Source organism: Pararhizobium sp. LjRoot255, assembly GCF_964252905.1.
Classification (GTDB): Bacteria; Pseudomonadota; Alphaproteobacteria; order Rhizobiales; family Rhizobiaceae; genus Pararhizobium.
This window is the reverse complement of the sequence record NZ_CAXUPQ020000003.1, coordinates 54667-80382: the sequence shown is the minus strand read 5'-3', so window position 1 is coordinate 80382 and position 25716 is coordinate 54667. Positions and strand designations below refer to the sequence as shown.

The following is a 25716-nucleotide window of genomic DNA, read 5'->3' as shown; positions in this document are numbered from 1 at the left end:
ACTAAACCAGCCCGAGAATCTTCCGCGCGTTTTGAGGCGTTGCGAGCTCTCCACCTAGCAGGCCGATGATTTTGCTGGCTTTGTCAACCAATTGCGCATTCGTTGACGCTTCAACGCCCTTTTCCAAAAAGAAGTTGTCTTCCAGACCGACCCGCACATGCCCACCCATAAGAAAGGCGTGAGCGACAATCTTAAACTCCGCTCGACCCACCCCAAACGCTGACCACTGCATGCCGTGTGGCATAGCCCCCATGAAATAGGACAGCATCTGTGCTGTCGCCGGCGCACCCCAAGGAATGCCGAGAGCAAACTGAAGAAAACTGTCTCGGGGGATAGTGCCTTGGGAGATCATTTTTTGAGCTAAGGCCAGATGGCCTGGTTCAAATATCTCCAGTTCTGGCTTTACGCCAGCCTCTGTGATACTGGCTGCGATAACTTCGATCTGCGCCTGAGTATTGATAAGCGCGCCTTTGCCAAAGTTCAGCGAGCCCATATCCAAACTGCATATTTCTGGCTTTAGCTCCACAATGTGCCGAACGCGCTCTTCCGGCGGCCTGACGTTGGAACCATTGTCAAAGCCGTTCGTGCTTGTGAGGCTCGGCACGAACCGACCACCTGGGCCGGTTGTGAGATTGATAACTACGTCAACGCTTGCGCTGCGAATGCGATCGACCACCTCCCTATACAGATCAAGGTCCATGCTTGCCTTTCCTGTATTAGGATCACGCACATGAATATGTACGATCGCGGCACCCGCCTTCGCCGCATCAATTGACGCCTCCGCGATCTGTCGCGGCGTGACGGGCAACTGCGGGTGCCGCTGTACGGAGTCATCTCCGCCTGTCACCGCGCAGGTAAGTATTGTCAGCGACATCAAATGCGCTCCCTCTAGCTTTCAGAAAATGACCGATGCTCAATCGACCGGGACGGTTTAGGTTCGAAGCCTTTGGGGAAAGGTCAGCATCGAAACCAGCCGTGCCAGATCACCTACGTGATCCAGGTCCAGCATCTGCTGCTCGATTTCCTTGGTCTCTTCCCTTGAATGAAGCGCCGCAAAATCCATGCATTTCTGATATTTCGCGATAACTTCTGTAGGACCAAAACGACTGTTGGCCGGCTCACCGGGCGAGTCATGGCACAACTTCTCGAAGACGCGACCATCCTTCATCCTGACGGTGATGGGGCTGTCAAACGCTTCCACTCCACCCTTTGGCCAATCCTTATGGACGGTGACGCTGACCTTGCTTCTTGCCTCTTGCCACTCGGGATTGATTGCTTTTTCATCAGAGAAGCTGTCAAGAAAAACAGTGCCATCGAAGAAGCATGCGACCGTCGCATGCGGCAGGCTGAAACGCGCCTGTTCAGCACTCTCCGGCTGGTTATACTTCAGAATCTGCGAGTGAGTCACATTGATGCCGTGATCGACGGTGTCGACGTCTTCCCAACGAAGCCGATTGCTTTGAATCAGTTCCAAGAGACCATCCATGTTGCGGTGTTTGAAAAAGCAGCACGGGTACTTCTTGATCCCGACATGATAGATCCGGTAGCCGTCGCCCAGTTGAAGATCAAAGGTCGGCGTATCTGCCCACAGCTCACCATAACCGTGAGTTCCCTCCAGAATATCTGGTTGCCCAACATATCCGAGCGATGCGAGCTCTGCGGCGCAGATACCATTGCGGCCGGCGAACCCAGCTTCGATAATGTGCGCTCCGCTTCCGGTTTGCTTGAGGAGGCCTGCTGCCTGTGAAACGGCCAAACTAATTGCAGCAGTCGTCTGATCGGTATCGAGATTCATCAGCTTGGCAGCTGCAACTGCGTTGCCAATGGTTCCCAGGCAGGCCCAGCTTGCCCACCCCTTCTTCATTCCTCGGTCAAACGCCAGTCCCAGCCGTGCTGCGACTTCATAACCCAGAATGAGAGCCTCGAGGAGCCGGCCACCTGAGAGTTGGTACTTTTCGCAAAGAGCGAAGACGGCGGGCCAATGACCACAAGAGTACATTGTCTCCGGAAAACTGTCGTCCTCAAGTTCGGTTGCATGCGCGGAATTGGCATTAGCGATCGTCGCATATTCCACAGGCGCCAGGTATCCGGCGCCAAACACCCCCGCTTCCGCGTGCCCTCCCTTACTTTGCACATAGTTGATAACGGTCCTACCGACTTTCATCTTTGTGCCGGCAACGTTCATCCCCACGTGGCTAAGCCCGAGTAGCTTGGCGTAATCAACAACCTCGGTCGGAATGCTCGACAGCGACGTCTCGCGGACGAATTCCGCGATTTCCCTTGTGGTAGTTGCTCCCATTTTTCTCTCCCATCGTGGAATAGCCCCACGCCTCTCTATGTATCATTTTTCGGGACAATATACAGCTTAATGCGATTATCGTGTTATTTTGACGGATGTCAAATTCATTCGTTCGGCGATTTTGGAAGTGTTGGAGAGTCCTGGGATATGAACCCATTTGACAAGACCTAGGCGGGAAGGCATTATGCCATTAATAAGCACGCCATCTCGATTTTCGGGACTTATTTAAGCCTGACTATCGTCTCGTTGCGGAGCTGGCGTATATTGGCCGCGATGTCTGATACGTTATCGGGAGACAAAATGCTCGAAGTAAAACAGTTGGTTGCTGGCTACGGCCGTTTGACGGCGCTAAAGGGTGTCAGCTTTAAGGTCAAACAAGGAGAAATCGTCTTCGTGGTAGGCCCTAACGGCGCCGGAAAGTCGACCTTGCTCAAGACGATCGCAGGTCTGATGTCGCCAAACGCCGGTGAGATTCGATTTCGGGACCGGCGCATCGACGGGAAAGTGCCCGAACAACTGTGCCGTGAGGGGCTCGCGCTCATCCCGGAAGGACGCCATATTTTCAAGACCCTGACGGTTCAGGAGAATCTAAAGGTCGGTTCAATGATACGAAAGAACTCGGCCGAGGTGAGTGCCGATCTCGAGGCGGTTCTCAACACATTTCCAATTTTGCGAGACCGCTTTTACGGTATTGCAGGGCATCTTTCCGGTGGCGAACAACAACAACTAGCAATTGCCCGATCGATCCTTCAGCGCCCTTCCCTCCTTATGATCGATGAGCCATCCTTGGGTTTGGCGCCGTTGGTCATAGATCAGGTCTATGACAGTTTGAGGGCGCTCAATCGAACCGGCCTCACACTTCTTATTGTTGAGCAATCAACCGCAAGGATTATGGAGCTCGCATCTCGCGTCTACGTCATGCGTAACGGCAATGTTGTGCTTGAAGGAACCCCAGACGACCTCGCGGACGGCAAAGCGCTCGATGCCGCATATTTCGGCTTTGCTGCAGAGTCGGTATAAAGGCCAATTGATCGAACGACGCGCGTTTTCATTCGCTTTGCGACTGGCTTTCTCGTTAGTCTTTCGCGTGCAGGGCCCAATCGGCCGGACCGAGGCGATCCTCGGCGAACCTTCGGTGATGCCAATAAGGATAGAGATCGGGTAGGCGACTTATGTTATTCAGCCGCGTCATATCGTCAGCGCTCAGCTTGACATCGATGGCAGCAATATTCTCGCGAAAATGGTATTCTGTAAGTCCCCCCACGACCGCGGAGGCAACACCCGGCCTTCCTAATACCCAGGAAAGCGCGATATGTGCCATCGGAGCACCGTGCTCCTCCGCTATTTCTTTGATGAGATCGACAATGGCCCAGAGACGCTCCTCATCGCGGATCGGCGGACCGCTCCAGCTTGCATCTGGGCCATGCCAATTCGGCGGCTTTAATCTGCTGAACACTCCGGAGAGAAGGCCGGATGTTAGCGGACTCCAGACCATGATACCAACGCCCTGGTCGATGGCGATCGGCAATAGCTCGTATTCTGCTTCGCGCGCTTCCAGCGTATAATGGATCTGCTGAGCGACGAAGCGCGGAAGCCGATGCATTTCCGCTGCATGAAGCGACTTCATGAGCTGCCATCCCGCATAATTCGAGCAGCCAACATATCGGATCTTACCCTGTTGAACGAGCGCGCCGAGCGCCTCAAGCGTTTCCTCCACGGGGGTAAGCCCGTCCCATTCGTGCAGAAGAAAAAGATCGATATAATCGGTGCGCAGCCGTTTCAGGCTGCGTTCGCACTCCCGGATGATATGATACCGCGATGCGCCCTCGTCATTGGGGCCGTCGCCGATGGGCAATCGCGCTTTGGACGTGACCAGAACCTTGTCGCGCCGACCTTCGAGAACCTCACCCAGAATCGCTTCCGAGCGACCATTGGTATACATATTGGCCGTATCGATAAGATTGATCCCGCCATCGATGCAAACGTCGACCAGGCGTCGAGCATCCTTGACGTCATGCGCACCTCCGAACGACAACGTTCCCATGCTCAGCGCCGAGACCTTCAGTCCGCTGCGGCCGAGGTTTCTGTACTCCATTCCTCATCTCCCGTTTTGCCACGTCATATGTCGCCCAGGCAGACGTATTTGATGTCCAGGAATTCATGGATGCCGTATTTGGAGCCCTCTCGCCCGAGCCCGGACTGTTTGACCCCTCCGAAGGGGGCGCGTTCGTTCGAAACCAGTCCCGTATTGACACCGACGATACCGCATTGCAAGGCTTCGGCCACTCGCCAGACGCGCCCGATGTCCCGCGAGTAGAAGTAGGACGCCAGCCCGTATTCGGTGTCGTTGGCCATGGCGATGACATCGTCTTCGGTCTTAAACTGAATCACCGGCGCTAGCGGCCCGAAGGTTTCTTCCCGCGTGACCAGCATACGGGAATCGACATCAGCTAGAATGGTCGGTTCGTAGAACGTGCCACCAAGCGCCGAACGCTTGCCGCCACGCACGATGCGCGCCCCTTTTCCGAGCGCGTCCGAAACATGCTGTTCCACCTTGGCCACCGCGCGTTCATCGATCAGCGGGCCTTGCGTGACGCCGCTGCCGGTGCCACGACCAAGCTTGAGTTCGCCGACCGCACGGTCGAGTTTTTCCAGGAAAGCATCCGCGACCGTTTCCTGTACAAAGATGCGGTTGGCGCAGACACAGGTCTGGCCGCTGTTGCGGAACTTGGAAACCATCACGCCGTCGACCGCGCGGTCGAGATCGGCATCGTCAAAAACGATGAACGGAGAATTTCCGCCCAACTCTAACGACAGCCGCTTGATGCTCCCGCCCGCCCGGGCCATGAGCCAGCGCCCGACGGCTGTCGAACCCGTAAACGTGATCTTCGCAACCGTGGGATTGTCGCAAAATTCCTCGCCGATCGGCCGGGCATCGCCCGTGATGACCGAGAAAGCGCCTTTGGGAACGCCGGCTTCCTCGGCAAGCGCCGCCAGCGCAAGAGCGGAAAAGGGCGTTTGCGCCGCCGGCTTAAGGATGATGGTACAGCCGGCGGCTAGCGCCGGGCCGACCTTCCGCGTGATCATTCCGTTCGGGAAATTCCACGGCGTAATTGCCGCGCAGACGCCGACAGGCTGTTTCAACACTAGGATACGTTGTTCTGGCGATGTGCCTTGCAGCACGTCGCCGTCAATGCGCTTAGCTTCTTCCGAATACCATTCCAGATATCCGGCATTCCCCAGGATTTCCCCCTTCGCCTCCGCCAGCGGTTTGCCTTGTTCGGCCGTCAGGATTTGCGCAAGGTCGTCGGCGTTCACGACAACCAAGTCGTACCATGCCCTGAGAATGCGGGCGCGCTCCTTGACGGTGCGGCCGCTCCATTCGCGTTGGACTTCCTTCGCCTTATCGATGGCCGCGCGCGCTTGCACAGGTCCGAGATTGGGAACATGCCCGAGCAATGCGTCGTCGTAAGGATCGCGCACCTCGACGCCACCGCCGTCGCAGACAATCCATTCCCCCGCGATATAGGCCGCTTCCCGGAAAAGGTCGGGTCTGGACAGTGTCAGCCCCGTACGTGTTTTAACCTGATCTGACATGAACCACCGTGACAGTAAGACGCGCGCCCCTAGGGGACGCAGACGTGCGTTGAGGGCGAATTCCGTATTTCGAGATGATAGCTCGTTTTTCGGTACGTACGCCATTGCAATGGCTCAGTCAATGATTGTCTCGAAACTAAACCCCTCGATTCCTCCACTCCCTGGCATCACAAGAACGCCGTCCCTCGCGTCTTGGAATGCCGCTTTGTCGCGCGGGCGACCGCAACGTTCTTGACAAATCTGGGCGCTCGGTATCTATTGTCATTAATTAGAACCTTGTCCCATTTATCGGGACTTCTAAAAGCGATAAGGTGGATTATGAGCATTAGCGTCGGCGTGGACGTGGGCGGAACCTTCACGGATCTTTTCATGATGGATACGGAAACTCTCGCTTTTCGTACGGCAAAGGTTCCCACGACGGTCGATGACCGCTCGCGCGGATTCCTTGAGGGACTGGAAACGCTCGGCGCGCGGCCGGCGGCCATCGACTGGCTGATTCACGGCACGACGGCCGGTACGAACGCGGTTCTCGAACGCAAGGGTGCGCGCTGCGGTCTAATCACTACGCGCGGTTTTAAGGATGTCCTGGAAATAGGACGTCGGACGCGCCCGAACGCCTACGGTTTATCCGGAAGGTTTGACCCGCTGATCCTTCGTGATTTCAGGCTCGAAGTCACCGAACGGGTCGATGCGCGCGGTCAGGTCATCACCCCTCTCGACGAGGAGGATGTGCGCTCCGCCGCCCGTCGCCTGCTGGATATGGGCGCTGAAGCTCTGGTAATTATGTTCCTGCATTCGTACGTCAACGAGGCGCATGAGGCCCGCGCCGCCAGCATCGTGCGCGAAATCTGGCCCAACGATCACGTCGTCGCGAGCCATGAAGTGATCCGCGAAATGCGCGAGTTCGAACGCTGTAGCACCGCGGCGATCCATGCCTCCATCGGCCCGGTGGTCAGCCGGTATATTTCTGACGTTGCCACTCGCCTGAAGCAGAGCGGCTTCAAGAACGAGCTCCTCGTCATGCAGGCCAACGGCGGCATGATGGCGTCATCTCTGGTCAGCCGTCATGCCGTTCACACCGTGATGTCAGGTCCAGCGGCCGGCGTGCTGGCGGCGGCCGCGATCGCCAAGCGCGCCGGAATCGACAATCTCGTCACCGGTGACATGGGCGGCACCAGCTTCGATGTCGCGATCGTATCGAATGGCGAGCCGATCGTGTCCTCGGAAAAGGATCTCGCCTACGCGGTTCCCATCCGCGTTCCCATGATCGACATCCACACCGTTGGCGCTGGCGGCGGCAGTATTGCGCATCTGGATAAGGCCGGCATGATTCGCGTCGGGCCGGAAAGCGCGGCGTCGTTTCCCGGACCGATCGGCTTCGGGCGAGGCGGCACCGAACCGACGATAACCGACGCCAACTTTCTGCTCGGGCGGCTCAATCCGAACGTGATCACCGGCTCGGCGTTCGCCGCGCCGTTGGACAAAATCGCCGCCGCCTTCGAGGAGCGGATCGGACGGCAACTCGGTCTTGACGCGTATGAAACGGCGGCGGCGATCCTCCACGTCGCCAATGCCGAATTGGCCGGGGCTATAAGACTGGTGCTGATCGAAAAAGGGCACGATCCGCGAGATTTCGCGCTAATGCCGTTCGGCGGCGCTGGCCCCCTGCATGCCGTGTCGATCGCACGCGACCTGAACATTCCCCGCGTTCTGGTGCCGCGCTATCCCGGACTCAATTCGGCCTTGGGCTGTGTGCTGGCCGACGTCCGGCATGATTTCGTGCAGACGGTCAACAAGCCGCTGGACGGAATCGATCGCAATACCGTGCAGCAATTGCTCGCCGGACAGGAGCGCACCGGCCGCGACCTGCTGACCCAGGAAAAGGTCGACGTCGTCGAAGTGAAGGTGTCGCATGAATTCGACCTTCTCTTCCGGGGTCAGTCGCATACCTTGCGGGTACCGATGCGGGGAAGCCATTTCGACCCGGAGGTATTGGAGATAGACTTTCTCACGCAATATCTCGCCCGCTACAATCTTTCCCTTCCGGAAATGCATCCGAGCCTCGTCAATGTCCGCACGACCGTCGTCGGCGTCCGCGAACGCGTCGACCTCGGCATTTTCAAGCCCAAGCCGGGCCTGCTAGACGATGCTGTGACAGGATCGCGCGAGGTGTATTTCGATGGTCGGTGGCGCAAGTCGCTGACCTACGAGCGCGACAAACTGCCGGAAGGCGCCGAAGTTCGGGGCCCGGCCATCATCGAACAGCCCGACAGCACATTCGTTCTCGACCCCGACGCATCGGCCAGGGTCGACGACATCGGCAACCTTCTCGTTCATGTCCACGGCTGAGCCCGCCTTGCGATTGAGGAATACTGGAATGTCCAAAGCAATACAGCGCGACGATTCAAATTCCAAGCTGGCAGAGATTGACCCTGTCACGCTGACCGTTATTGAAAAGGGGCTCCAGCAGGTTTGCACCGAAATGGATCTCGTTCACGAGAAAACCTCGTTTTCGCCCATCATCTCGGAAGCATACGACCGTGCGAATGGCATTTATCATCGCGAGGATGGGCGGATGATTTCCCAGGGCGAATTGGGCCTGCCAATCTTCCTGGGACAGCTGGCTGTCACCACCAATACGGTGATCCGGATGAGAAAAGATCTGGTCGATGGCGACATCGTCATCATGAACGATCCCTATCTCGGCGGCTCGCATCTCATGGACGTGCGGATGATCCGCCCCTTCTATTACAAAGACCGGCTTTGGTCCTACCTGTCCAATGTCGGCCATTGGCGCGACACGGGCGGAGTGGTCCCGGGCGGGTTCACCACGCGATCGACGGAGATTCATCAGGAGGGATTGCGCATTCCACCGATCAAGCTCGTCAAGGCGGGCAAGATCGAGGACGATGTGCTACAGCTCATCCTCAACAATATCCGCGTGCCCAACGATACCATTGGCGACGTCAAGGCGCAGATCGCTGCGCTTGACGCAGGCGCCAAACGCCTGACCGCCCTCATCGACCGCTATGGCGAGGATCTCGTCGACCGCGCCATCACGGAGCTGGAAGTACGCTCTGAGTGTCTCATGCGATCGCATATCGAGACCATTCCCGACGGCGTCTGGACTGCGAATGCCTATGTCGACAGCGACGGCATCGTCAACGAGGCGCTGACCATCCGCGTCAATCTCGAGGTCAACGGCTCTGATATTCACGTGAATTTTCACGGATCGAGCGTGCCATGCGCCGGCCCCTTGAACACCGTTTGGGCGACGACGCTTAGCGCCGTTTATATCGCGCTAAAGCATATTTTCCCGGACGTGCCGATGAATGCCGGTTGTTTCCGCCCCATTCATGTGGAGGAGCCGCGTGGCACCTTCCTTTATGCCGAGTATCCGAGCCCCACGGCGGGCTCGGCGGCGGAGGTATCGCAACGCATTATCGAGGCGATCCTGCTAGCGCTGGCGCCAGCGATCCCCGACAAAATCTTCGCCCCGGCGGCGGGAACCAGCGGCAATCTGTGCCTGGGCGGCATCGATCCCGAAACGGGCGAGAACTACGTGATGTACTACTTCTCCGGCGGCGGCTATGGGGGCTGGTACGATGGCGACGGCATCAGCAACGGCTGCGCCACGATTGGAATTTCCAAGTCACAGCCGGTGGAAATTCTGGAACTGCGTTATCCGGTTCTCTTCGAGCACTATTCGCTTCGTGAAGGGTCGGGCGGTGCCGGACAATTCCGCGGCGGGCTCGGCGTCGCCTACCGGATGAAGCTGCTCAGAGGTACTGCTACGGCTTCCTTCATGATGGACCACGGCCGACAGGGGCCACCGGGCACGCTTGGCGGAAAGCCTGGAGCGCCTAACGAGATCGTGGTCTTCCATGGCGGCCAGACCGAGATCCCTGAACATCTTTCCAAGGGTGAGGGCTATATCCTGCGACCGGGAGACTGGATCGACGTCAAGACGCCCGGCGGTGGCGGTTACGGCGACCCCCTTGCTAGAGATCGCGACAGCATCGCAAACGATGAAAAGAGGGGATACCTCCAAACAACAAGCGGGCTTCCGGCGCGCGGCTGAAAACGCAGCGTATCAATCTAAATGGACAACACATCAATGCACTTGAATCGCACTATAGACAACGAGCTGGATCACGCGACAGGCGAACTCAGGCGTGAATTTTCAGCAAGAAACCCGTTGAGCGAGCGATCAGCGCTCGACGCTAGGCAAGCGCTGCCAGGCGGCAGTACGCGCTCTGTGCTCTTCTACGAACCATTTCCGTTGACGATCATTTTTGGCGAGGGCGCGCAGATCACCGATCTCGACGGCCACACCTATGTCGATTTCATCGGCGAGTTCTCCGCCGGATTGTACGGTCATTCCGATCCCGTCATCCGGCAAGCGATAATCGATGCGCTGGATGGCGGCACGGTGCTTGCCGGGCCGAACCAATACGAGGCGCGGTTCGCGCAAGCCCTGAAACTACGCTTTCCCAGCATGGAGCTGCTGCGCTTTTGCAACTCGGGAACCGAGGCGAACATCTTCGCGCTGCTGACCGCGCAATACGTCACAAAGCGGCGGAAGGTTATGGTTTTCGAAGGCGCCTATCACGGCGGCACAATGGTGTTTCCAGCCGGCGGCAATCCGTTAAACCTGCCGTTCGACTTCATCCTTGCCACTTATAACGATTGCGACGAGTCCACCAGACTGATCCGGGAAAACCAGACGGATCTCGCCGCCGTCATCGTCGAGCCGATCCTGGGCGCGGCTGGCAATCTTCCCGGCAGAGACGAGTTTTTCGCCACTTTGCGGCGCGAGACGCAATCCGCCGGTAGCCTGCTGATATTTGACGAGGTGAAGACATCCCGCTGCGGCGCTTCCGGAATGCAGGGGCGTTTCGGCATCACGCCGGATATGACGACGCTGGGCAAATATCTGGGTGGCGGCCTGCCGGGCGGCGCTTTCGGCGGACGCGCCGACATCATGGAGCACTATAACCCCTACAAGCCGGGATCGCTGCGTCATGCGGGAACCTTCAACAACAATGTCTGCACCATGGCCGCTGGGCTGGCGGGCCTGACGAACGTTTTCACTCCGCAGCGCGCAGACGCGTTCCATGATGAGAGCGAAAAGCTACGTCTCGATTTGCAGGCGTTGACGGATGCACGCTCTGTCCCCTTATCCTTCGAGGGCCTTGGATCGCTCTTTACGCTGCATTTGGGCGGAACGCCTCTACTGCACGCTGCGGATGTGACGCCGCTAAGTCGTCAGGTCGGTCTTCTGTTCCATATGCACGGGCTGCTGAATGGTATCGCCATTGCCGGGCGGGGCGATTTCTATCAATCTCTGCCAATGACGCAAGCCCATCGCGATAAGGCAAAAGTGGTGTTCGCCTCGTTCGTTTCCGAGTATGGAGATATGATTTCACGACTGGCGGAACAGAATTCGACAACCCGACGCACAATGGCGATATAAGGAGAAACCCCGTGGACGAAGCTTTGGCCCGGCAGGCTTTCGATCTCGCGATCCAAAGCCACAAACCCGATTTCGGAACCTTTTTCCTGGCGCGATTGCTGGCCCTCGACATTTCTTATCGGGACGAAAAGTGCATCATCCAATTTCCTGTCCAGGATTTTCTCTTCAATCCGCAAGGATCCCTTCACGGCGGTGTGCTCGCCACAATTATGGACATTTCGATGGGGCATCTCATCCACCACGCCTATGGGCGCGGTGGTGCTACGATTGAGATGAAGGTCCAATATATGCGGCCTGTGAAAACAGGCCCTGCGGTGTGCGTTGGAGGATTTCTAAAGCGAGGAAAAAACCTGGCATTCCTTGAGTCTCGACTGGAAGACGCTTCGGGGGCGTTGGCGGCAATCGCGACCTCGACTTGGAAATGCAGCCCAGCCCCGCCCCCCGAGGCAACCTTGTTTTTGTACTGAACCGGATGTGGGCCAGTATTCGCCCGGCACTGTGCCGGTTGGCACACGCAAGTTGCTATTTGGCCAGCTTTTTGGGACTATGTCTCATATTTCTGTTTGGTCGCGGCGCTTGATGAGTTAATCAGGGTATATTCTCGCCGACACAAATTCGTAAGGAGACAAAGTTGATGGCCGATGATTCTGAATCGACGGCGGGCCCCCTGGAGCGATACATTTCCTTTCTTGAACTCATCGCAGCATTTCCTGGAGAACTGACGACAGCGGATGTTGCCCACGCTTTGCAGCTACCGAAATCGACTACGCATCGCCTTTTGAGGGTGCTCAGTCGTTCCGGCCTTGTCGAAGGCGGGGATAACAAAGACCGGACACTTTCGCTTGGCAATCGTCTCACCAGACTGGTTTATGCTGCCGGCCACGCCGACTGGATCGAAGCCGCTGTCTCGCCCACTCTCATCCAAGCAACTGCAAAATTCCCAAATGCCTCTATCTATGTCGCTCGGTTGGCTGGCCACCGCGTGTTCGTTGTTGCCTCGGCAGCGGGCGATCCACGCTGGAAAAGCTACGTCGTCCCCGGGCAGGAGCTGCCGCCCCACGCTGCGGCCAGCGCCAAGATCATCCTTGCTCACCAAGAGGAATCGCTTGTGGAGACAGCTTTGGCGCGCCCCTTGCAGGCCTTCACGCCAAATACGGTGACGGATGCGGCCGTCGTCAGAAGCGAGATCGCAAGTGCGCGCAGGGACGGATACGCAGTCTGTGTGGAGTCCATCCACGAAGGAATGTCGGCCCTTGCCGTCCCGATTCATGTACCAACCGACGGCGTTATTTACTCAGTCGGCATTACGGGGCCGGTAACCCGTGCGATCTCCGAAGATCTCCAGTCACTTGTTGCTATGCTCCGCGAGACCGCGCAATCGCTGACACCGATACTTTCATTGCGCGGCCGCAGCAAGGGAAAGGCAGCGTAAGACGCAAAGTCTGCGTTTTAATGCAAGGCTTCCCCAGGCAGGGTTGAAACCTGTAGGTTAGAGGCCCAGATCGGTCGTTTTCGCAAGGTCGAAGACCTTGCCCGGATTGAGAATGGCATCGGGGTCCAATGCTTTGCGCACGCTTTGCATTAGGAGCATGGATCTGGTGTCCTTGTAACGCTTCAAAAGGTCGACCTTGGACAAGCCGATACCATGTTCAGCGCTAATGGAGCCCCCAAGCGCCGTCACGAGGTCGTAGATCACCAGGTTGATGGTCTTGGTATCTTCCGCTGAGGCAAAGACATTGAAGTGGATGTTGCCGTCTCCTACATGGCCAAAGGCGAAGGGGATTGCATCAGGAACGCTATTTTTGACCGCAGCGGGCGCGTGATGAAGGAATTCGGCAATACGTGAAACCGGGACCGAGATGTCGTGTTTCGCACTTGTACCATGCCTGCGCTCTGCTTCAGAGATCTCCTCGCGTAAGCGCCACAAGGTAGCGCGTTGCTGCTCACTGTGCGCCAGTACAGCATCAGCGACTATCCCTGCTTCAAAAGCAATTGCCAGGTTTTTCTCAATTGTGTCGGCAAGGGTATCTGACCTTAAAGCAGTTGAGGCTTCAACAAGTGCGTACCAGGGATGTGAGTGCTGTAAAGGATCTCGCGCACCATCAAGCGCCCCTAAGACCAGCTCGAGACACTCGCGTTGCATCAGCTCAAACGCTGTAACGCAATCACCTATCTCCGACTGAAGATCCCTCAGGAGGTTAACCGCGGCATCGGGAGACGGCAGACCAACGAATGCCGTGACCCGCGATTGGGGCAAGGGGAAGAGTTTGAGAGCAGCTGCCGTAACAATACCGAGCGTGCCTTCCGAGCCGATGAACAGTTGCTTGAGGTCGTAACCTGAGTTGTTTTTCCGAAGGGGTTGAAGGCCGTTCCAAATCGATCCGTCCGCTAACACGACCTCGAGCCCTAACACCAGTTCCCGGGTCGTGCCGTAGCGAAGGACGCCCGTCCCGCCGGCGTTGGTTGAGACTATACCCCCGATTTGCGCGCTTCCTTCCGCTGCAAGGCTGACTGGCAGAAGACGGCCAACGTCCCTCGCAGCGGTCTGCGCATTCTGCAGGACAACCCCCGCATCAGCCACAATTACATTGTCGAGCACGTTTATGCTTCGGATCCGATTGAGCCGCCGCAAGGACAGCACGATTTGCTGCCCAACGGCGTCGCCAGCAAGCGGAACCCCTCCCCCGACCAATCCGGTATTGCCGCCCTGTGGCACCACTTTCACCCCATGAGAAAGGGCAGTTCGCACCACAACGGCTACTTCATCCACCGTCGATGGTTCGACAACGCAGAGCGCGGTGCCCTCGTGACGACCCCGCCAGTCCACAAGATAGGAGGACATCGCCTCCCGATCGGTCTTGACGGCAGAACCGCTGATCGCCGATTTCAGTTCTCTAAGGAAACCGCTTTTTTGCAAAGTGTCACCAATAACCTGAGGCAAGCGGGGGGTTCGCAAAACGTCCCGCCCCTGCCAGATCCCAATTTGTGCCCGAACTGCATTCCGCCACCCTTAACACCGGCGCAAGCTTCTCAAGCCCGAGCGAGAGCTTCACCGGCGGCTCAATAACTATGTTCATCATAGGCCACGGGTGAATCCGCGGCGCTTCGCCGCACAAAATTGATCGCCTCACGAACCGCTGCAAGATATTCATTGACCACTGGCAGGTGGGCCGGGTTAACCCCTTGCTGAATGGCTTTGGGGTCGCGCATCCGCCCTCTTAGCCAACCGCGTTCTTCCAAACGGTCGGCGACAGCATAGATGTCAAGCTTGGGATCGCTGGTAGCGAACGAAATGAGGTTACTCTCGCCGTTGGGTGTGAGGCAATAAATGTCAGGAATTGCATTCAGCCCTTCAATCAATTGCATGGTAGCGTCCATAGTAAGTTTCGCTGCACGCAAGTAGCCGTCCATGCCAAGGAACTGCATCACAGACCACGCGGACGCGACGGCGCCGCCGGCCTTTGTTCCGAGGAAAGTGGGCGTAGAGTACGTACCACGTGGCCATCCGCTGAAGGAAAAACGCTCGTGCTCTTGATCTTCAGCGTTGCGATAAAGAACGAGGCTGGCGCCCTTTGCGGCGTATCCGAACTTGTGAATGTCGGCCGACAAGCTTGAAACGCCAGGAACGCGAAAATCCCAGTTTGGTATTGGATATCCCAATCGTTCGGCAAAGGGGGAAAGAAACCCGCCCCAGCAACCGTCGACATGTAAACGCAACTTCAGCTCCTCAGCCAAGGCGCCAATGTTGCCGATCGGATCAAAGGTGCCGAATGGATAATTGGGCGCGGATGCGAAAAGCATTATAGTGCCTTCGTCGACCGATGCACGCATCAGCGCGGGGTCCGCACGAAAGTTTGCCGTGTGCGGCGTACGTTTTACGTCAACTCCAAGGAGCTGGCCCGCCTTGTCGAGGCACGGGTGAGCAGTCTCGCAAGCGACGATATTATATCGTCCGTCGGGTTCACCACGCGTGTAGCGCGTGAGGTCGCGTGCGGTCTTGACCGCCATGAGGACGCTTTCCGTCCCCCCCGACGTGAAGGACGCTCCGGCACCGGTCGGGGCATTGAAGAGCGACAATGCCATTGATTTGATGTCGTCAGTCATACGTTCGAGGCTCTTGAACGCCCTTCCCGCGCCCAGTCCGTTTTCGGCGATATATTCACCATAGGCTTCGCGCTGTATGTCGAGGGTCTCGTCATCGACAAAATAAGTATAAGAGGGAACCCGTCCCGCCTTCCAGTCAAAGTCAAGCGACTTCATCTGGCGGAGCTCCTTCAGAATGACCTCTTTCGAAACACCTGTTTCTGGAATTTGCTTCATCTCACGTCCCTCCTGATCCGTTCACTTGAGTCCGGATGGTTGATTTCAATTTTCCGATCAGCGGAATCTTGGCAAAGTTGACCGTGGGCCTCGCACCCGGAATTAGAGCAAGACGGGTTGGAGCTTGGCAGCTCTCGTTAATTCGAACGTCTAGGCCCTCGCAGAGCTGGGGCGATCGACCGGTTCAGTCACATTCTCCTGGGTTTCCCCAGAATTGACGGACACACGTCCTTGAACGTCATTGGGCCGCGCCAGCCATCGCAAGCTGAGTTCACGCCCACCCATAATCCCACCTTTTCGGAACATCAGGATTAGCAACATGATGACCGCAAGAATGAGTTCCTGGGAGCCGGGCGGTAGGGCCAATTGCAGTTGACCAATCTCGAAGCCTGCTTCCGCCCGACGAAAGACATCGATGACGACACTGATGACGGCGACACCCAAAACCGCGCCCGCCAAACTCTGCATGCCGCCGATAACCAGCATCGCAACGATCAAGAAAGTCTGGTTCAAGAAAAAGGTCCCGATAGAGACTGTTCCCGTGAAGTGAGCGAAAAGCACACCGCTGAGCCCGACCACGAAGCCGGACAGGGTAAAGGCGAACAGTCGTGACCAATAGAGTGATACGCCCGAAGCGGCGGCCGCCACCTCGTCCTCACGCGTAGCCCTAAGCATGAGCCCCCACCGTGACGTCTGATAAAGATAGGCGATAGCAATCGCACAAGTGGCACATCCCAAGGCGACCCAAATCGTGACATAAACGGGTAGACCAACGATGGTTGACGTTCCCATCGTGACGCTATCCCAGTTTGAGTAGACGACATTCAGAATAAACATCAGGGCAAGCGTGGAAATGGATGCACCAAGGCCCGAAAGCCGCATCAGGATCAAGCCCGAGACAAAAGCGACAGAGCCGGCAAGCACGATTGATGTGAATGCTGCCGGCAGCAGCGGAAAAGTATTGTCGCGCAAGATTGCTGGTAGGCCCGACATCGTTATTGGCTTTAGCATCTGGCAACAAGTCTGCCATGCGGTGGCATAAGCCGCGATTGCAGCGAAGGCCATATGACCAAAGGAGACAATCCCGGAATTTCCCACGAAAATGTATAGTCCCACCGCAAAAACCAGGCGGATCAGAGCCTCCGTTGCAACGCGTTGCACGCTCGGCGAGGTGAAATGCGAGATGAGAAATACGATAATCGCGAGCGGCACGATCAACCCGACAACGGGAAACAGATTACGGACCAGACGCATCATACTCTCTCCTTCGCAGCGCTCGTCACGATCAGACCCTGGGGTCGAACGAGCAAAATCAGGATAACCAGCGCGAAAACCCCGGCATCGCGAAAAGCTCGCATGTCTTCGGGCAGATAAGATTGCAGGAGAACGCTGACTATACCGACGACGAAACCACCAAGAACCGCACCGGGCAAGGAACCCATGCCTCCGATAACAGTTGCGAAGAAGGCATATACGACAGGCATCATGCCCAGCTTGATATCAAGCGTCCCGGTCTGGATGACGAACAGCAGGGAGATCGTCCCTCCAAGGAGGCCGCTGATGGCGAAAGCGATTGCTATGACACGATTGGCCGGAACACCAAGTAGCCGTGCCATCTGAAAGTCTTCAGCGGCAGCGCGCAGTTGCACTCCCAACGATGTCTTCTTTAGGAATAGCACCAACGCTATGAGAAGTGTCACCGCCACAACCATCGTCAGAAGTTGCACTCCCGGAATTCGAATTCCAAAAAACTCGACCGCCTGCGTCAGCGAGCCGCCGATGCTGACTGCCTTCGGACGTCCGCCGTGCAACAGCGTCAGAAGGCTTTGGAGAAAGTAGCTTACGGCAAAGGATGAGATGAGGAGTGTGGTCGGGTTGGAGTTGCGAAGTGGTCGAAACGCGAGGCGTTCGGTAAGAAGCGCGAGGACCGTGACCGTCAGCACGACGCAGCCGACCATCATCGCAGCTGGCAAGGCGCCAAACATCAGCGTCGGTGTGATCGAAGCCGTCGGCACGACGAGGGAATACGCTCCAATTGTCACGTAGTCGGCCTGAGCAAAGTTAATAAGCCGCATCACGCCAAAGACCAACCCGATGGCAAGGGCGACGAGAGCATAGAGACTACCTAAGGCAATCGCATCTATGAGTACCTGGATGAAATTCAACATCGAAGAACCTATATCAAAGCGTTGGCGCGGGAAGCCTTGTCTCCAAGATATGCGCGCCGCACATTTGGGTCTCTTTTAACCTCGTCCGGGGTGCCTTCTGCCAGACTTCTCCCGCCGTCTAGAACGTGAATTCGCTGGCATACGCCCATGATGACTTGCATATTGTGCTCGATGAGCATCACTCCGCATCCAAACCGTTTCGGAATGCCCACAATAGTTTCCATCAGCTGCTCGCATTCCTGGTCGTTCATGCCGGATGCAGGTTCGTCGAGCAGGGCGAAGGAGGGCTGCAGGGCAAGAGCACGCGCGATGCTGATGCGGCGTTCATCGCTGTAAGGCAACGAGCCACACAAGAGGTCATGTCCTCTGCGATACCCGATCCAGTCCAAGATATCGTGAGCCTGTTCAGCGGCAATCTTGTTCGACAAGCCTATGCCCAGACCGGCCACCGTCAAGTTTTGTGCAACAGTCAGTTCTCTAAAGAGCCGCGCCGCCTGAAAGCTGCGGGCAATTCCTGCCTGTGCCATTTTTCTGGCGGAGAGCGTCGAAACGTTCTTGCCATCGAGACAAACGATCCCTGGGACGGGTCGTTGGAAACCACTCAGGACATTCACCATCGTGGTTTTTCCGGCTCCGTTGGGGCCAATCAGACCAAGAATGTTTCCCTCTCGCAATGTGAGATCGACACCGCGCAGGGCTTTGATACCGCCGAAACTTACATGTATGTTTTTGGCCTCTAAGACCTTTTTCCTGCCTTCAACCATAACGAACATGCCTCGACTTTATGACATCATACCAGCTTCTGCCCGCTCGCGCAGAGCGGGCAGAAGTGGCGATAGCCGGTTGACTATTAGCCCGCGCGGAACAGAAGTTTCATGTCCGGCTGGAACTTGTTTCTGTACATCTCCAGTGCTCGGAAAGAGCCATTTTCAACCTTCATAACAAGTTGAGGGCGATTGATCTGGATATGAAGCTGATCGGTGTAGGACGTGAGGCCCGCCGTGAAGGGCTCATCCTTGAACTGGTTCATTACCCCAACCACCGCCTCAGACTCGGTTGTTCCGGCCTTCTCAACCGCGCGCGCCCATTGTTCAATTGAACTGTAGCCTAGGACCGCGAACGATGATGTTGGGTCTTCACTCCAGCGTTTTTTGTAGGCGGCGAGGAACTTGTTGATCTCTTCGCGCGGATCATCACCGTAAAGGGACATGATCGCGGGGATGTAAAAGTCCTTCAGATCGGGCACTGCGCCGAGCCAATAGTTATCGGTCATACCGGTCAGCGAGACGACCGGCGTATCAATGCCGGCAGCCCGGATTTGGCGGACCGCAGAAGCACCTCCAGGCGTATACGAGCACAGGAAAATGACATCCGGTGGGGTAGCAAGGCCCTTCAGACGCGTGATCTGGGATGCAAGTGACGGGTCGTCATTTCTGAATGTATCCGAGCCAGCCAGCGTGCCGCCCAAATGATCCCAACCTGCTCGGTACCCGGCGCATCCCGACTTGCTATATTCGATGGATACATCTTCGAGCGCATAAGCGTTCCGGAGGCCCATAACGTTGTAGGCATACTCGGCCATGACGATACCTTGCGTCTGCGCGGCCGTATGCGCGGTAAATACAAGAGGGCCCACTCCTTGGACGCCCATTTTTGCGTCACCTGCGCCGGGAGAGATGGCAACAATGCCAGCGTTCTGGGCCGCCAGAGCCGCCGGAGCGCCATAATCGTAGTCTGTCGGTACGATCAGCATTTCAGCGCCCCAGTCGAGCAGGTTCGCACCCGCTGTACCCGCAAGCGTTTGATCTGTTTTCGTGTCGATGACGCGATACTCGATTTGGCGGCCGAGTAGGCCGCCAGCCGCGTTGATTTCTTCAATCTTCAGAACTGCGGCCTTGAAAGGCCCGACGTCATAATTTGCCATCCACCCCGACTGCGCGATCGCGAAACCAACCTTAATCGGCTCCTCGGATTGTGCAGTCGCATCTGCGGTGGCTAACGCGGCGCTCAGCAGCAGTCCCACTCCCAGAAATTTCGATTTGGAACTCATGGACTTCCCCTTTTTTCTCAAAAAACGGAACTACGTCCCGTTCTTCAGCATGACACCACAGCTTCTGTGACTTGTCAAATGTTCTGATGCGGGGATCGGAGCAATGAGTCTGCGGCGGTTGCCTGGTGCAACAACGCTGTCGCGAACTGAGAAAGGCGGGCGCGCAAAATTGATGTTAACGATTACAGCGGTGTATGTGCGCTTTGCGCGCGTTTGCCGGCCGGGGAAAGCCGAATGCAGACGACCGAAGCCGCACCTCCACAGCCTTGCTGCACAAGGCCTCAAACGATGGTCGATATCGGTCTTTGTGATCGACATAGCGCTTGGCGCGCTGTCTCGGTTCACCTTGGCCGCACCACTCTTCGGAACGCTTTGCTGGGCGCGATTGGGCGCTCCAACTCTATAACATGCGCACAAACCAGCAGGTTTGCGCCAGTTCGCCGCGGGTCAGGCAGTCATAACCCGCACCGACGACAAGGGCGTCAAGGGTCTCCGATACCCAGATGGCAGGCCTCCATATCAAAGGCAACGCCTTCCATCCAAGTGGAACTACACCATAACCCCAAGAAACACGTAGCGGTTATCTGCGAACTGTCCTTAGGTTGTAAGGCTCCCGTGGCGCAGCCGGAGGCATCCAATCCAACGCCGGCTCAGTTCTCAGCGGAAACCGGCCTTTTTTTGCCGACAGTTTGCTAATTCGAGATTCAAAATTCGAAACGAGCCGACCTAACCGAGTGAGGTCAGGTCGGCAATTTATACAAGCATCCAATTAAGGAGCACGAGTGATCGCGTGGATATCGGCAACAGCGTCAATTGCGTACAGGTAGCTTCGGAAGCCGAGGCCCGCAATGACACCCTTCGCCACTCTGGAAACGTGGGAAGCATGCCGGAACGGTTCCCTACTATGAATGTTTGAAATATGAACCTCGATCACAGGCTGCTCCGATAATTTCAGCGCGTCTGCAATCGCAACCGATGTCGTCGCCCATGATCCAGGGTTGATTACTACTGCGGCTCCTATGCTTCTGGCCTCATGAATCCAGTCAATTAGAAAACCCTCATGATTGGTTTGTCGAAAGAAATTCAGTTGTAAACCATGTCCTGCCGCACGCTCACGGCACATCACCTCAATCTCCTGCAGCGTTGTCGATCCGTACACCTCAGGCTCGCGGCTACCAAGCAGATTCAAGGAAGGACCATTCAAGACGACAATCGACGATACCATCGCACGCACCTCACGAGATCAGCTGCGCCAAAACAGGCTGAAGAATCTGATTGGACGCATATCTTACGAGAGGCCCGTCCTTGTCAGTCTCCGCCCAGACCTTTTGCCATTCTTCGTCCTTTAGGAACGCTGTCCATTTCTGGTCGCGCTCGGCCAAGTTCTCCCATTCGATCATATAAATTAACTGGTCGTTGGCTTCACCAATCGCGACTGTCCAAAAGCCAACTGGTTTGATCCCCAGCCTTTTGAAAATCTCGATCGTGTGCTTCTCGAACCGTTGAACGACTTGCCCCAGTTTCTTCGGCGCAGCGTGATAAACTCGGAGTTCGTGGATCATCGTATTGCTCCATTCTATTCAAGGTTGGGATTGGGTTATGACGGAGAAGGTCAAACGGAAAGATTTTGCGCTGAGTCTTGCGTCGGCGTGACGCGCGACTCACGAACGCCGTCTTCCTTCACACGCCCCGGCCATTTGAACTCACGGCCTGCCATGATGCCATCTTTTCGAAACATCAGGATCAAGAGCATGAGCGTTGCTAGTATCAACTCCTGAGATCCAGGAGGGATCGCGATATCTAGAGGCCCGATGGCGAAACCCGCCTCAGCGCGTCGAAATAGGTCGGTCAAGACGCTTATGACCGTAACACCGACCACAGCACCGGCGAGGCTTCTCATCCCGCCGACCACGAGCATCGCCACGATTAGGAAGGTATGACTGAGGAAGAATGTACTGACTGAAACAGTACCGGTGAAGTGCGCGAACAGAACACCGGCCAGTCCAGCGACGAATCCGGACAATGTAAAAGCGCCAAGGCGAGTCCAGTAGAGCGACAAGCCCGAGGCTGCTGCGGCAACCTCATCCTCACGCGTGGCTCTCAGCATCAGGCCCCAGCGCGACCTCTGAAAAAGATAGGCAATCACAATGACCAGGAGAGCAGCCGAAAGAGCACCCCAGGTTGAAACGTAAACCGGCAATCCTACAATTGTGGAGTTACCCATCGTGACGCTGACCCAATTGGAGTAGATGACGTTGAGAATGAACAAGAGGGCAAGCGTAGAGATCGATGCACTAAGGCTGGACAGCCTCATCAGTACCAAACCCGATACGAACGCGACCCCACCGGCGAGGCCAATGGACGTCATTGCTGCTGGAAGAAGCGGGAGCGTGTTGTCCCGGACAAAGGCTGGCAAGCCCGACATCGTGATCGGTTTCATCAAAGCGCAACATGTCTGCCACGCGGTTGCATAGGCCGCGATCGCACAAAATGCCATGTGTCCAAAGGACACGATGCCAGAGTTACCGGCAAAGATGTATAGTCCAACGGCGAATACGAGGCGTATGAGGGACTCGGTCGTCACGCGCTGTGTGCCGGGCGAGCCAAACGTCGTGATGAGAAATACCCCGATCACCAAAGGTATTATTAGCACCAGAACCGGGTAGAAGCGTTGGATTAGTTGAACAGGACGCATCAGACTCTTTCCTTAGAAGCGCTTGTCACGATCAAGCCTTGGGGCCGAACGAGAAGTATCAAGATGACCAACGTGAACACACCGGCATCACGAAACGCACGAATCTCCTCCGGCAAGTATGCCTGCAAAAGAACGCTGACGATCCCGACGACGTAGCCCCCGAGCACAGCACCAGGCAGAGATCCTATGCCTCCAATCACGGTCGCAAAAAACGCATAGACGGTGGGCATTAGACCCATCCGGATATCCAAGGTGCCGGTCTGAATCACGAAAAGCAGAGAGATGGTGCCGCCCAGAACGCCACTGATGGCAAAGGCGATGGCGATTACGCGATTGGCTGGCACGCCAAGCAAACGTGCCATCTGGAAATTCTCCGCGGCAGCACGGAGTTGCACGCCAAGCGGCGTCTTCTTGAGAAACAGAACCAGCGCGACGAGGAGCGTTAGCGCGACCCCCATGGTTACCAGCTGTACGCCTGGAATGCGGATACCGAAGATCTCCACCGCGCTGGTAAGTCCTTCACCGATACTGACGGTTTTGGGGCGCCCACCATGAAACATCACGATAAGACTTTGCAGAAAATAGCTCACCGCGAATGAAGAAATAAGCAGCGTAGTTGTATCGGTATTTCGCAACGGGCGAAACGCGAGCCGCTCGGTCATCAAGGCAAGTACCGTCACTGTGAAAGTAACACAGAATATCATCGCCACTGCCGGCAGCGCACCAAACAACATAGCCGGCACTGCGGACGTCGTCGGTATGACGAGCGAATAAGCGCCCACAACAATGTAGTCAGCTTGGGCGAAATTAATAAGCCGCATCACGCCGAAAACCAGGCCGATCGCAAGCGCGACAAGAGCGTATAGGCTCCCAAGAGCGATAGCATCAATCAGTACTTGCACAAAATTGCTCACGGTAAACCCCTAAATAATTGCATCTTTTTTCGACGCCTCGGTTCCAAGGTATGCGCGTAAGACATTTGGATCTTTCCGGATCTCCTCCGGCGAGCCTTCAGCAAGGCTTTTTCCGCCGTCAAGCACATGAATCCTATGACATACGCCCATGATTACCTGCATGTTGTGTTCGATCAGCATGACGCCGCACCCGAAGCGCTGGGGAATATTGACGATCGTCTCCATAAGCTGTTCACACTCCTGATCATTCATGCCGGAGGCTGGTTCATCGAGGAGCACGAAAGAGGGCTGCAACGCGAGCGCCCGAGCGATGCTTATTCGACGTTCATCACTATAGGGCAGAGAGTCGCACCCGCGGTCGAGGCCTTGGCGATAACCGATCCAGCTCAGTATTTCTTGTGCCTGCGCGGCGGCACCTTTACGCGACAAGCCAACACCAAGACCCGCCGCGACCAGATTTTCCGCAACCGTAAGCCCGCGGAAAAGCCGTGCCGACTGAAAGCTCCGTCCAATACCGAACTGTGCGACCTTTCGCGCCGACAATGCCGAGATGTCCTCTCCGTCGACAATGACCGTGCCGGGGCTTGGTTTTTGAAATCCTGTCAAGACGTTGACCATTGTGGTCTTGCCTGCGCCATTTGGGCCGATCAACCCAAGAATATCACCCGCATGAAGGGTAAGATTAACGCCACTAAGCGCTCGAACCCCGCCGAATGCGACGTGTATGTCTTTCGCCTCAAGCTTTTCCTTACGAGACCTTGTCATAGCGTTATAACAATCTCCGAAGTTCATAAGAGTAATAATTACATATACTTGGTCGCGTAGATGCCGCGATTTCCCAACCCGACAGCATGACCGCCGGGGTGCCGCACGCAACAAGTTGCTGCGCACGGCGCTTTTGCCAACTACATGTCACTGGCCGCTTCTAAGAAGCAGTTTCAGGTCCGGTACGAACTCGTTCCGGTACAATTCCTGGGGACGAAAGGCCCCGTCCTCTACCTTCATGATGAGTTGAGGACGATTGACCTGAATGTGGATCTGATCCGTGTAAGAGGTGGGTCCACAAGTGATGGGCTCGTCCCGAAACCGGTTCATCTCTCCAAGGACCGCGTCCGATTCAACGGATTGCGCCTTGTTCACTGCCCGCGCCCACTGCTCTATTGCGCAGTATCCCAGAACCGAGAACTCGGTAGCGGGCAATGCCCCCCAGCGTGCCTTATACTTTTCAAGGAAGGTGTTGATTTCCGGACGCGGGTCACCTCCATTGATCGACATCAGAGTGGGCACGTAAAAGTCCTTTAGTCCGGGAACCCCAGTCAGCCAGAAATTGCCGCTCATGCCCGTATCCGACAAAATCGGAACGTCAATTCCTGCAGCTCTAATCTGCCGAACCGCAGAGGGGCCTTCAGGCAGTGAACTGCACATAAAGATGAAGTCGGGCGCTGCCGGCAGTCCTTTGATACGGGTTATCTGCGCCGCGACCGACGGGTCTTCTTTTTGGAAAGTGTCTCTTCCCAAGAGTGAACCGCCAGCGGCATTCCAGGCGGCGACGAAGCCCGCGCATGACGACTTCGTGGCCTCCATGGAAACGTCCTCAAGCAAGTAGGCGGTCTTCATGCCCAGTTTCTTGAAGCCGTATTCGGCCATGACGATCCCCGCGGCCTGCCCGGCGGTATGCGCCGTGAACACATATTGGCCAACGCCCTGCGCGCCCATCTTGGGGTCGCTTGCACCAGTCGAGATGGCGATGGTACCTGCGTTCTGCGCGACCAGAGCGGCGGGGGATCCCATATCGTAGTCCGGGGGGACAATAAGTACGTTAGCGCCCCAGTCAATCAGAGAAGCCGCCGCGGTGGCGGCAACGGTTGGGTCGGTCTTTGTATCGATCACGTTGAATTCAATCTGGCGACCCAACAACCCGCCAGCCTTGTTGATCTCCTCAATTGCAAGAACCGCCGCTTTGTGCGGTTCTTCGTCATAGGCGGCCAGCCATCCCGAAAGCGCAGCTGCAAACCCGATCTTAATGGGCTCCTCAGCCTTCGCAACCGAGGTCAATCCCGCAAGCGCAATGGCAAGACCACTTACGCTCAAACGCACAACATGTCGCATCGTCATTTTCATTGTCGAACCCCTCATTTTCTGTTCTCAAGGTTTGAAATTGCCGCGTGTGACGCAAAAATTTGCGCAACACGTAACC

General features: G+C 56.4%; 23 protein-coding genes. 6 read left to right on the top strand and 17 right to left on the bottom strand.

The window, feature by feature from the left end:
* Position 1 precedes the first annotated feature (1 nt).
* Together ACSQ2W_RS26085 and ACSQ2W_RS26080 are read right to left on the bottom strand one after the other, a co-directional pair.
* Positions 2 to 874 carry a 3-keto-5-aminohexanoate cleavage protein gene (locus tag ACSQ2W_RS26085; RefSeq protein WP_436089072.1) on the bottom strand — a complete coding sequence of 291 codons (873 nt, stop codon included), beginning with the start codon at positions 872 to 874 and terminating at the stop codon, positions 2 to 4.
* A gap of 57 nt (positions 875 to 931) precedes the next feature.
* Entirely contained in the window at positions 932 to 2299 is a 1368-nt protein-coding gene (locus ACSQ2W_RS26080; protein ID WP_436089071.1) for an MmgE/PrpD family protein, read from the bottom strand.
* A 300-nt stretch (positions 2300 to 2599) separates the two neighbouring features.
* Between ACSQ2W_RS26080 and ACSQ2W_RS26075 the strand changes: the two genes are divergently transcribed.
* Positions 2600 to 3319: an ABC transporter ATP-binding protein gene (locus ACSQ2W_RS26075; protein WP_436089070.1), complete on the top strand. Its 720-nt coding sequence runs from the start codon at positions 2600 to 2602 to the stop codon at positions 3317 to 3319.
* A 55-nt stretch (positions 3320 to 3374) separates the two neighbouring features.
* On the opposite strand, the gene ACSQ2W_RS26070 is transcribed toward ACSQ2W_RS26075, so the two are convergent.
* Together ACSQ2W_RS26070 and ACSQ2W_RS26065 are read right to left on the bottom strand one after the other, a co-directional pair.
* Positions 3375 to 4394, bottom strand: coding sequence for an aldo/keto reductase (locus tag ACSQ2W_RS26070; RefSeq protein ID WP_436089069.1), 1020 nt, complete (start codon positions 4392 to 4394; stop codon positions 3375 to 3377).
* Positions 4395 to 4417: 23 nt separating this feature from the next.
* Positions 4418 to 5866, bottom strand: coding sequence for an NAD-dependent succinate-semialdehyde dehydrogenase (locus ACSQ2W_RS26065; RefSeq protein WP_436089137.1), 1449 nt, complete (start codon positions 5864 to 5866; stop codon positions 4418 to 4420).
* Positions 5867 to 6088: 222 nt separating this feature from the next.
* Here ACSQ2W_RS26065 and ACSQ2W_RS26060 point away from each other — a divergent pair, with 222 nt between their 5' ends.
* Positions 6089 to 8245, top strand: coding sequence for a hydantoinase/oxoprolinase family protein (locus ACSQ2W_RS26060; RefSeq protein WP_436089068.1), 2157 nt, complete (start codon positions 6089 to 6091; stop codon positions 8243 to 8245).
* Between the two features lie 28 nt (positions 8246 to 8273).
* Positions 8274 to 9977, top strand: a complete 1704-nt coding sequence (locus ACSQ2W_RS26055; RefSeq protein WP_436089067.1) for a hydantoinase B/oxoprolinase family protein — start codon at positions 8274 to 8276, stop codon at positions 9975 to 9977.
* A 129-nt stretch (positions 9978 to 10106) separates the two neighbouring features.
* Here the strand turns inward: ACSQ2W_RS26055 and ACSQ2W_RS26050 are convergent, their stop codons facing one another.
* Positions 10107 to 10277 (bottom strand): hypothetical protein, encoded by a 171-nt coding sequence (locus ACSQ2W_RS26050; RefSeq protein WP_436089144.1) that lies wholly within the window; start codon positions 10275 to 10277, stop codon positions 10107 to 10109.
* Here ACSQ2W_RS26050 and ACSQ2W_RS26045 point away from each other — a divergent pair.
* The 3 genes from ACSQ2W_RS26045 (at position 10209) to ACSQ2W_RS26035 (ending at position 12804) form a co-directional block, all read left to right on the top strand.
* Entirely contained in the window at positions 10209 to 11372 is a 1164-nt protein-coding gene (locus ACSQ2W_RS26045) for an aminotransferase class III-fold pyridoxal phosphate-dependent enzyme (RefSeq protein ID WP_436089136.1), read from the top strand. The genes ACSQ2W_RS26050 and ACSQ2W_RS26045 overlap by 69 nt on opposite strands.
* Before the next feature lie 11 nt (positions 11373 to 11383).
* Complete coding sequence (locus tag ACSQ2W_RS26040; protein WP_436089066.1) at positions 11384 to 11839, top strand: PaaI family thioesterase; 456 nt, start codon at positions 11384 to 11386, stop codon at positions 11837 to 11839.
* A gap of 167 nt (positions 11840 to 12006) precedes the next feature.
* Positions 12007 to 12804 carry an IclR family transcriptional regulator gene (locus tag ACSQ2W_RS26035; protein ID WP_436089065.1) on the top strand — a complete coding sequence of 266 codons (798 nt, stop codon included), beginning with the start codon at positions 12007 to 12009 and terminating at the stop codon, positions 12802 to 12804.
* A gap of 57 nt (positions 12805 to 12861) precedes the next feature.
* Here ACSQ2W_RS26035 and ACSQ2W_RS26030 read toward each other — a convergent pair whose 3' ends face one another.
* The 12 genes from ACSQ2W_RS26030 to ACSQ2W_RS25975 form a co-directional block, all read right to left on the bottom strand.
* On the bottom strand, positions 12862 to 14313 hold the full coding sequence (locus ACSQ2W_RS26030) for an FAD-binding oxidoreductase (protein ID WP_436089064.1): 1452 nt from the start codon (positions 14311 to 14313) through the stop codon (positions 12862 to 12864).
* 119 nt (positions 14314 to 14432) lie between these two features.
* The gene (locus ACSQ2W_RS26025) at positions 14433 to 15692 is read right to left on the bottom strand and encodes a pyridoxal phosphate-dependent decarboxylase family protein (protein WP_436089063.1); all 1260 of its coding nucleotides are present in this window, start codon (positions 15690 to 15692) and stop codon (positions 14433 to 14435) included.
* 150 nt (positions 15693 to 15842) lie between these two features.
* Positions 15843 to 16949, bottom strand: coding sequence for a branched-chain amino acid ABC transporter permease (locus ACSQ2W_RS26020; RefSeq protein WP_436089062.1), 1107 nt, complete (start codon positions 16947 to 16949; stop codon positions 15843 to 15845).
* On the bottom strand, positions 16946 to 17860 hold the full coding sequence (locus tag ACSQ2W_RS26015) for a branched-chain amino acid ABC transporter permease (RefSeq protein WP_436084266.1): 915 nt from the start codon (positions 17858 to 17860) through the stop codon (positions 16946 to 16948). Before ACSQ2W_RS26015 ends, ACSQ2W_RS26020 begins: the two co-directional genes overlap by 4 nt.
* Before the next feature lie 8 nt (positions 17861 to 17868).
* On the bottom strand, positions 17869 to 18633 hold the full coding sequence (locus ACSQ2W_RS26010) for an ABC transporter ATP-binding protein (protein WP_436089061.1): 765 nt from the start codon (positions 18631 to 18633) through the stop codon (positions 17869 to 17871).
* A 77-nt stretch (positions 18634 to 18710) separates the two neighbouring features.
* A complete protein-coding gene (locus ACSQ2W_RS26005) occupies positions 18711 to 19910 on the bottom strand; it encodes an ABC transporter substrate-binding protein (protein ID WP_436089060.1) in 1200 nt (399 codons plus the stop codon).
* Positions 19911 to 20679: 769 nt separating this feature from the next.
* Positions 20680 to 21135, bottom strand: a complete 456-nt coding sequence (gene aroQ / locus ACSQ2W_RS26000; RefSeq protein WP_436089059.1) for a type II 3-dehydroquinate dehydratase — start codon at positions 21133 to 21135, stop codon at positions 20680 to 20682.
* 10 nt (positions 21136 to 21145) lie between these two features.
* A complete protein-coding gene (locus ACSQ2W_RS25995; protein ID WP_436089058.1) occupies positions 21146 to 21472 on the bottom strand; it encodes an NIPSNAP family protein in 327 nt (108 codons plus the stop codon).
* 50 nt (positions 21473 to 21522) lie between these two features.
* A complete protein-coding gene (locus ACSQ2W_RS25990) occupies positions 21523 to 22605 on the bottom strand; it encodes a branched-chain amino acid ABC transporter permease (protein WP_436089057.1) in 1083 nt (360 codons plus the stop codon).
* Positions 22605 to 23519, bottom strand: a complete 915-nt coding sequence (locus ACSQ2W_RS25985) for a branched-chain amino acid ABC transporter permease (RefSeq protein WP_436089056.1) — start codon at positions 23517 to 23519, stop codon at positions 22605 to 22607. Before ACSQ2W_RS25985 ends, ACSQ2W_RS25990 begins: the two co-directional genes overlap by 1 nt.
* Positions 23520 to 23528: 9 nt before the next feature.
* Positions 23529 to 24284, bottom strand: coding sequence for an ABC transporter ATP-binding protein (locus tag ACSQ2W_RS25980; protein WP_436089135.1), 756 nt, complete (start codon positions 24282 to 24284; stop codon positions 23529 to 23531).
* A 147-nt stretch (positions 24285 to 24431) separates the two neighbouring features.
* Positions 24432 to 25640, bottom strand: coding sequence for an ABC transporter substrate-binding protein (locus ACSQ2W_RS25975; protein WP_436089055.1), 1209 nt, complete (start codon positions 25638 to 25640; stop codon positions 24432 to 24434).
* Positions 25641 to 25716 lie beyond the last annotated feature (76 nt).

Excerpts from the sequence above, each read along its gene's own strand:
- ACSQ2W_RS26020 (WP_436089062.1), bottom strand. The coding sequence starts at position 16,949 with ATGATGCGTCTGGTCCGTAATCTGTTTCCCGTTGTCGGGTTGATCGTG.
- ACSQ2W_RS26010 (WP_436089061.1), bottom strand. The coding sequence starts at position 18,633 with ATGTTCGTTATGGTTGAAGGCAGGAAAAAGGTCTTAGAGGCCAAAAAC.
- ACSQ2W_RS26055 (WP_436089067.1), top strand. The coding sequence starts at position 8,274 with ATGTCCAAAGCAATACAGCGCGACGATTCAAATTCCAAGCTGGCAGAG.
- ACSQ2W_RS25995 (WP_436089058.1), bottom strand. The coding sequence starts at position 21,472 with ATGATCCACGAACTCCGAGTTTATCACGCTGCGCCGAAGAAACTGGGG.
- ACSQ2W_RS25980 (WP_436089135.1), bottom strand. The coding sequence starts at position 24,284 with ATGACAAGGTCTCGTAAGGAAAAGCTTGAGGCGAAAGACATACACGTC.
- ACSQ2W_RS26050 (WP_436089144.1), bottom strand. The coding sequence starts at position 10,277 with ATGACCGTACAATCCGGCGGAGAACTCGCCGATGAAATCGACATAGGT.
- ACSQ2W_RS26035 (WP_436089065.1), top strand. The coding sequence starts at position 12,007 with ATGGCCGATGATTCTGAATCGACGGCGGGCCCCCTGGAGCGATACATT.
- ACSQ2W_RS26085 (WP_436089072.1), bottom strand. The coding sequence starts at position 874 with ATGTCGCTGACAATACTTACCTGCGCGGTGACAGGCGGAGATGACTCC.
- ACSQ2W_RS25975 (WP_436089055.1), bottom strand. The coding sequence starts at position 25,640 with ATGAAAATGACGATGCGACATGTTGTGCGTTTGAGCGTAAGTGGTCTT.
- ACSQ2W_RS26080 (WP_436089071.1), bottom strand. The coding sequence starts at position 2,299 with ATGGGAGCAACTACCACAAGGGAAATCGCGGAATTCGTCCGCGAGACG.
- ACSQ2W_RS26070 (WP_436089069.1), bottom strand. The coding sequence starts at position 4,394 with ATGGAGTACAGAAACCTCGGCCGCAGCGGACTGAAGGTCTCGGCGCTG.
- ACSQ2W_RS26005 (WP_436089060.1), bottom strand. The coding sequence starts at position 19,910 with ATGAGTTCCAAATCGAAATTTCTGGGAGTGGGACTGCTGCTGAGCGCC.
- ACSQ2W_RS26015 (WP_436084266.1), bottom strand. The coding sequence starts at position 17,860 with ATGTTGAATTTCATCCAGGTACTCATAGATGCGATTGCCTTAGGTAGT.
- ACSQ2W_RS26025 (WP_436089063.1), bottom strand. The coding sequence starts at position 15,692 with ATGAAGCAAATTCCAGAAACAGGTGTTTCGAAAGAGGTCATTCTGAAG.
- aroQ (WP_436089059.1), bottom strand. The coding sequence starts at position 21,135 with ATGGTATCGTCGATTGTCGTCTTGAATGGTCCTTCCTTGAATCTGCTT.
- ACSQ2W_RS25990 (WP_436089057.1), bottom strand. The coding sequence starts at position 22,605 with ATGCGTCCTGTTCAACTAATCCAACGCTTCTACCCGGTTCTGGTGCTA.
- ACSQ2W_RS26075 (WP_436089070.1), top strand. The coding sequence starts at position 2,600 with ATGCTCGAAGTAAAACAGTTGGTTGCTGGCTACGGCCGTTTGACGGCG.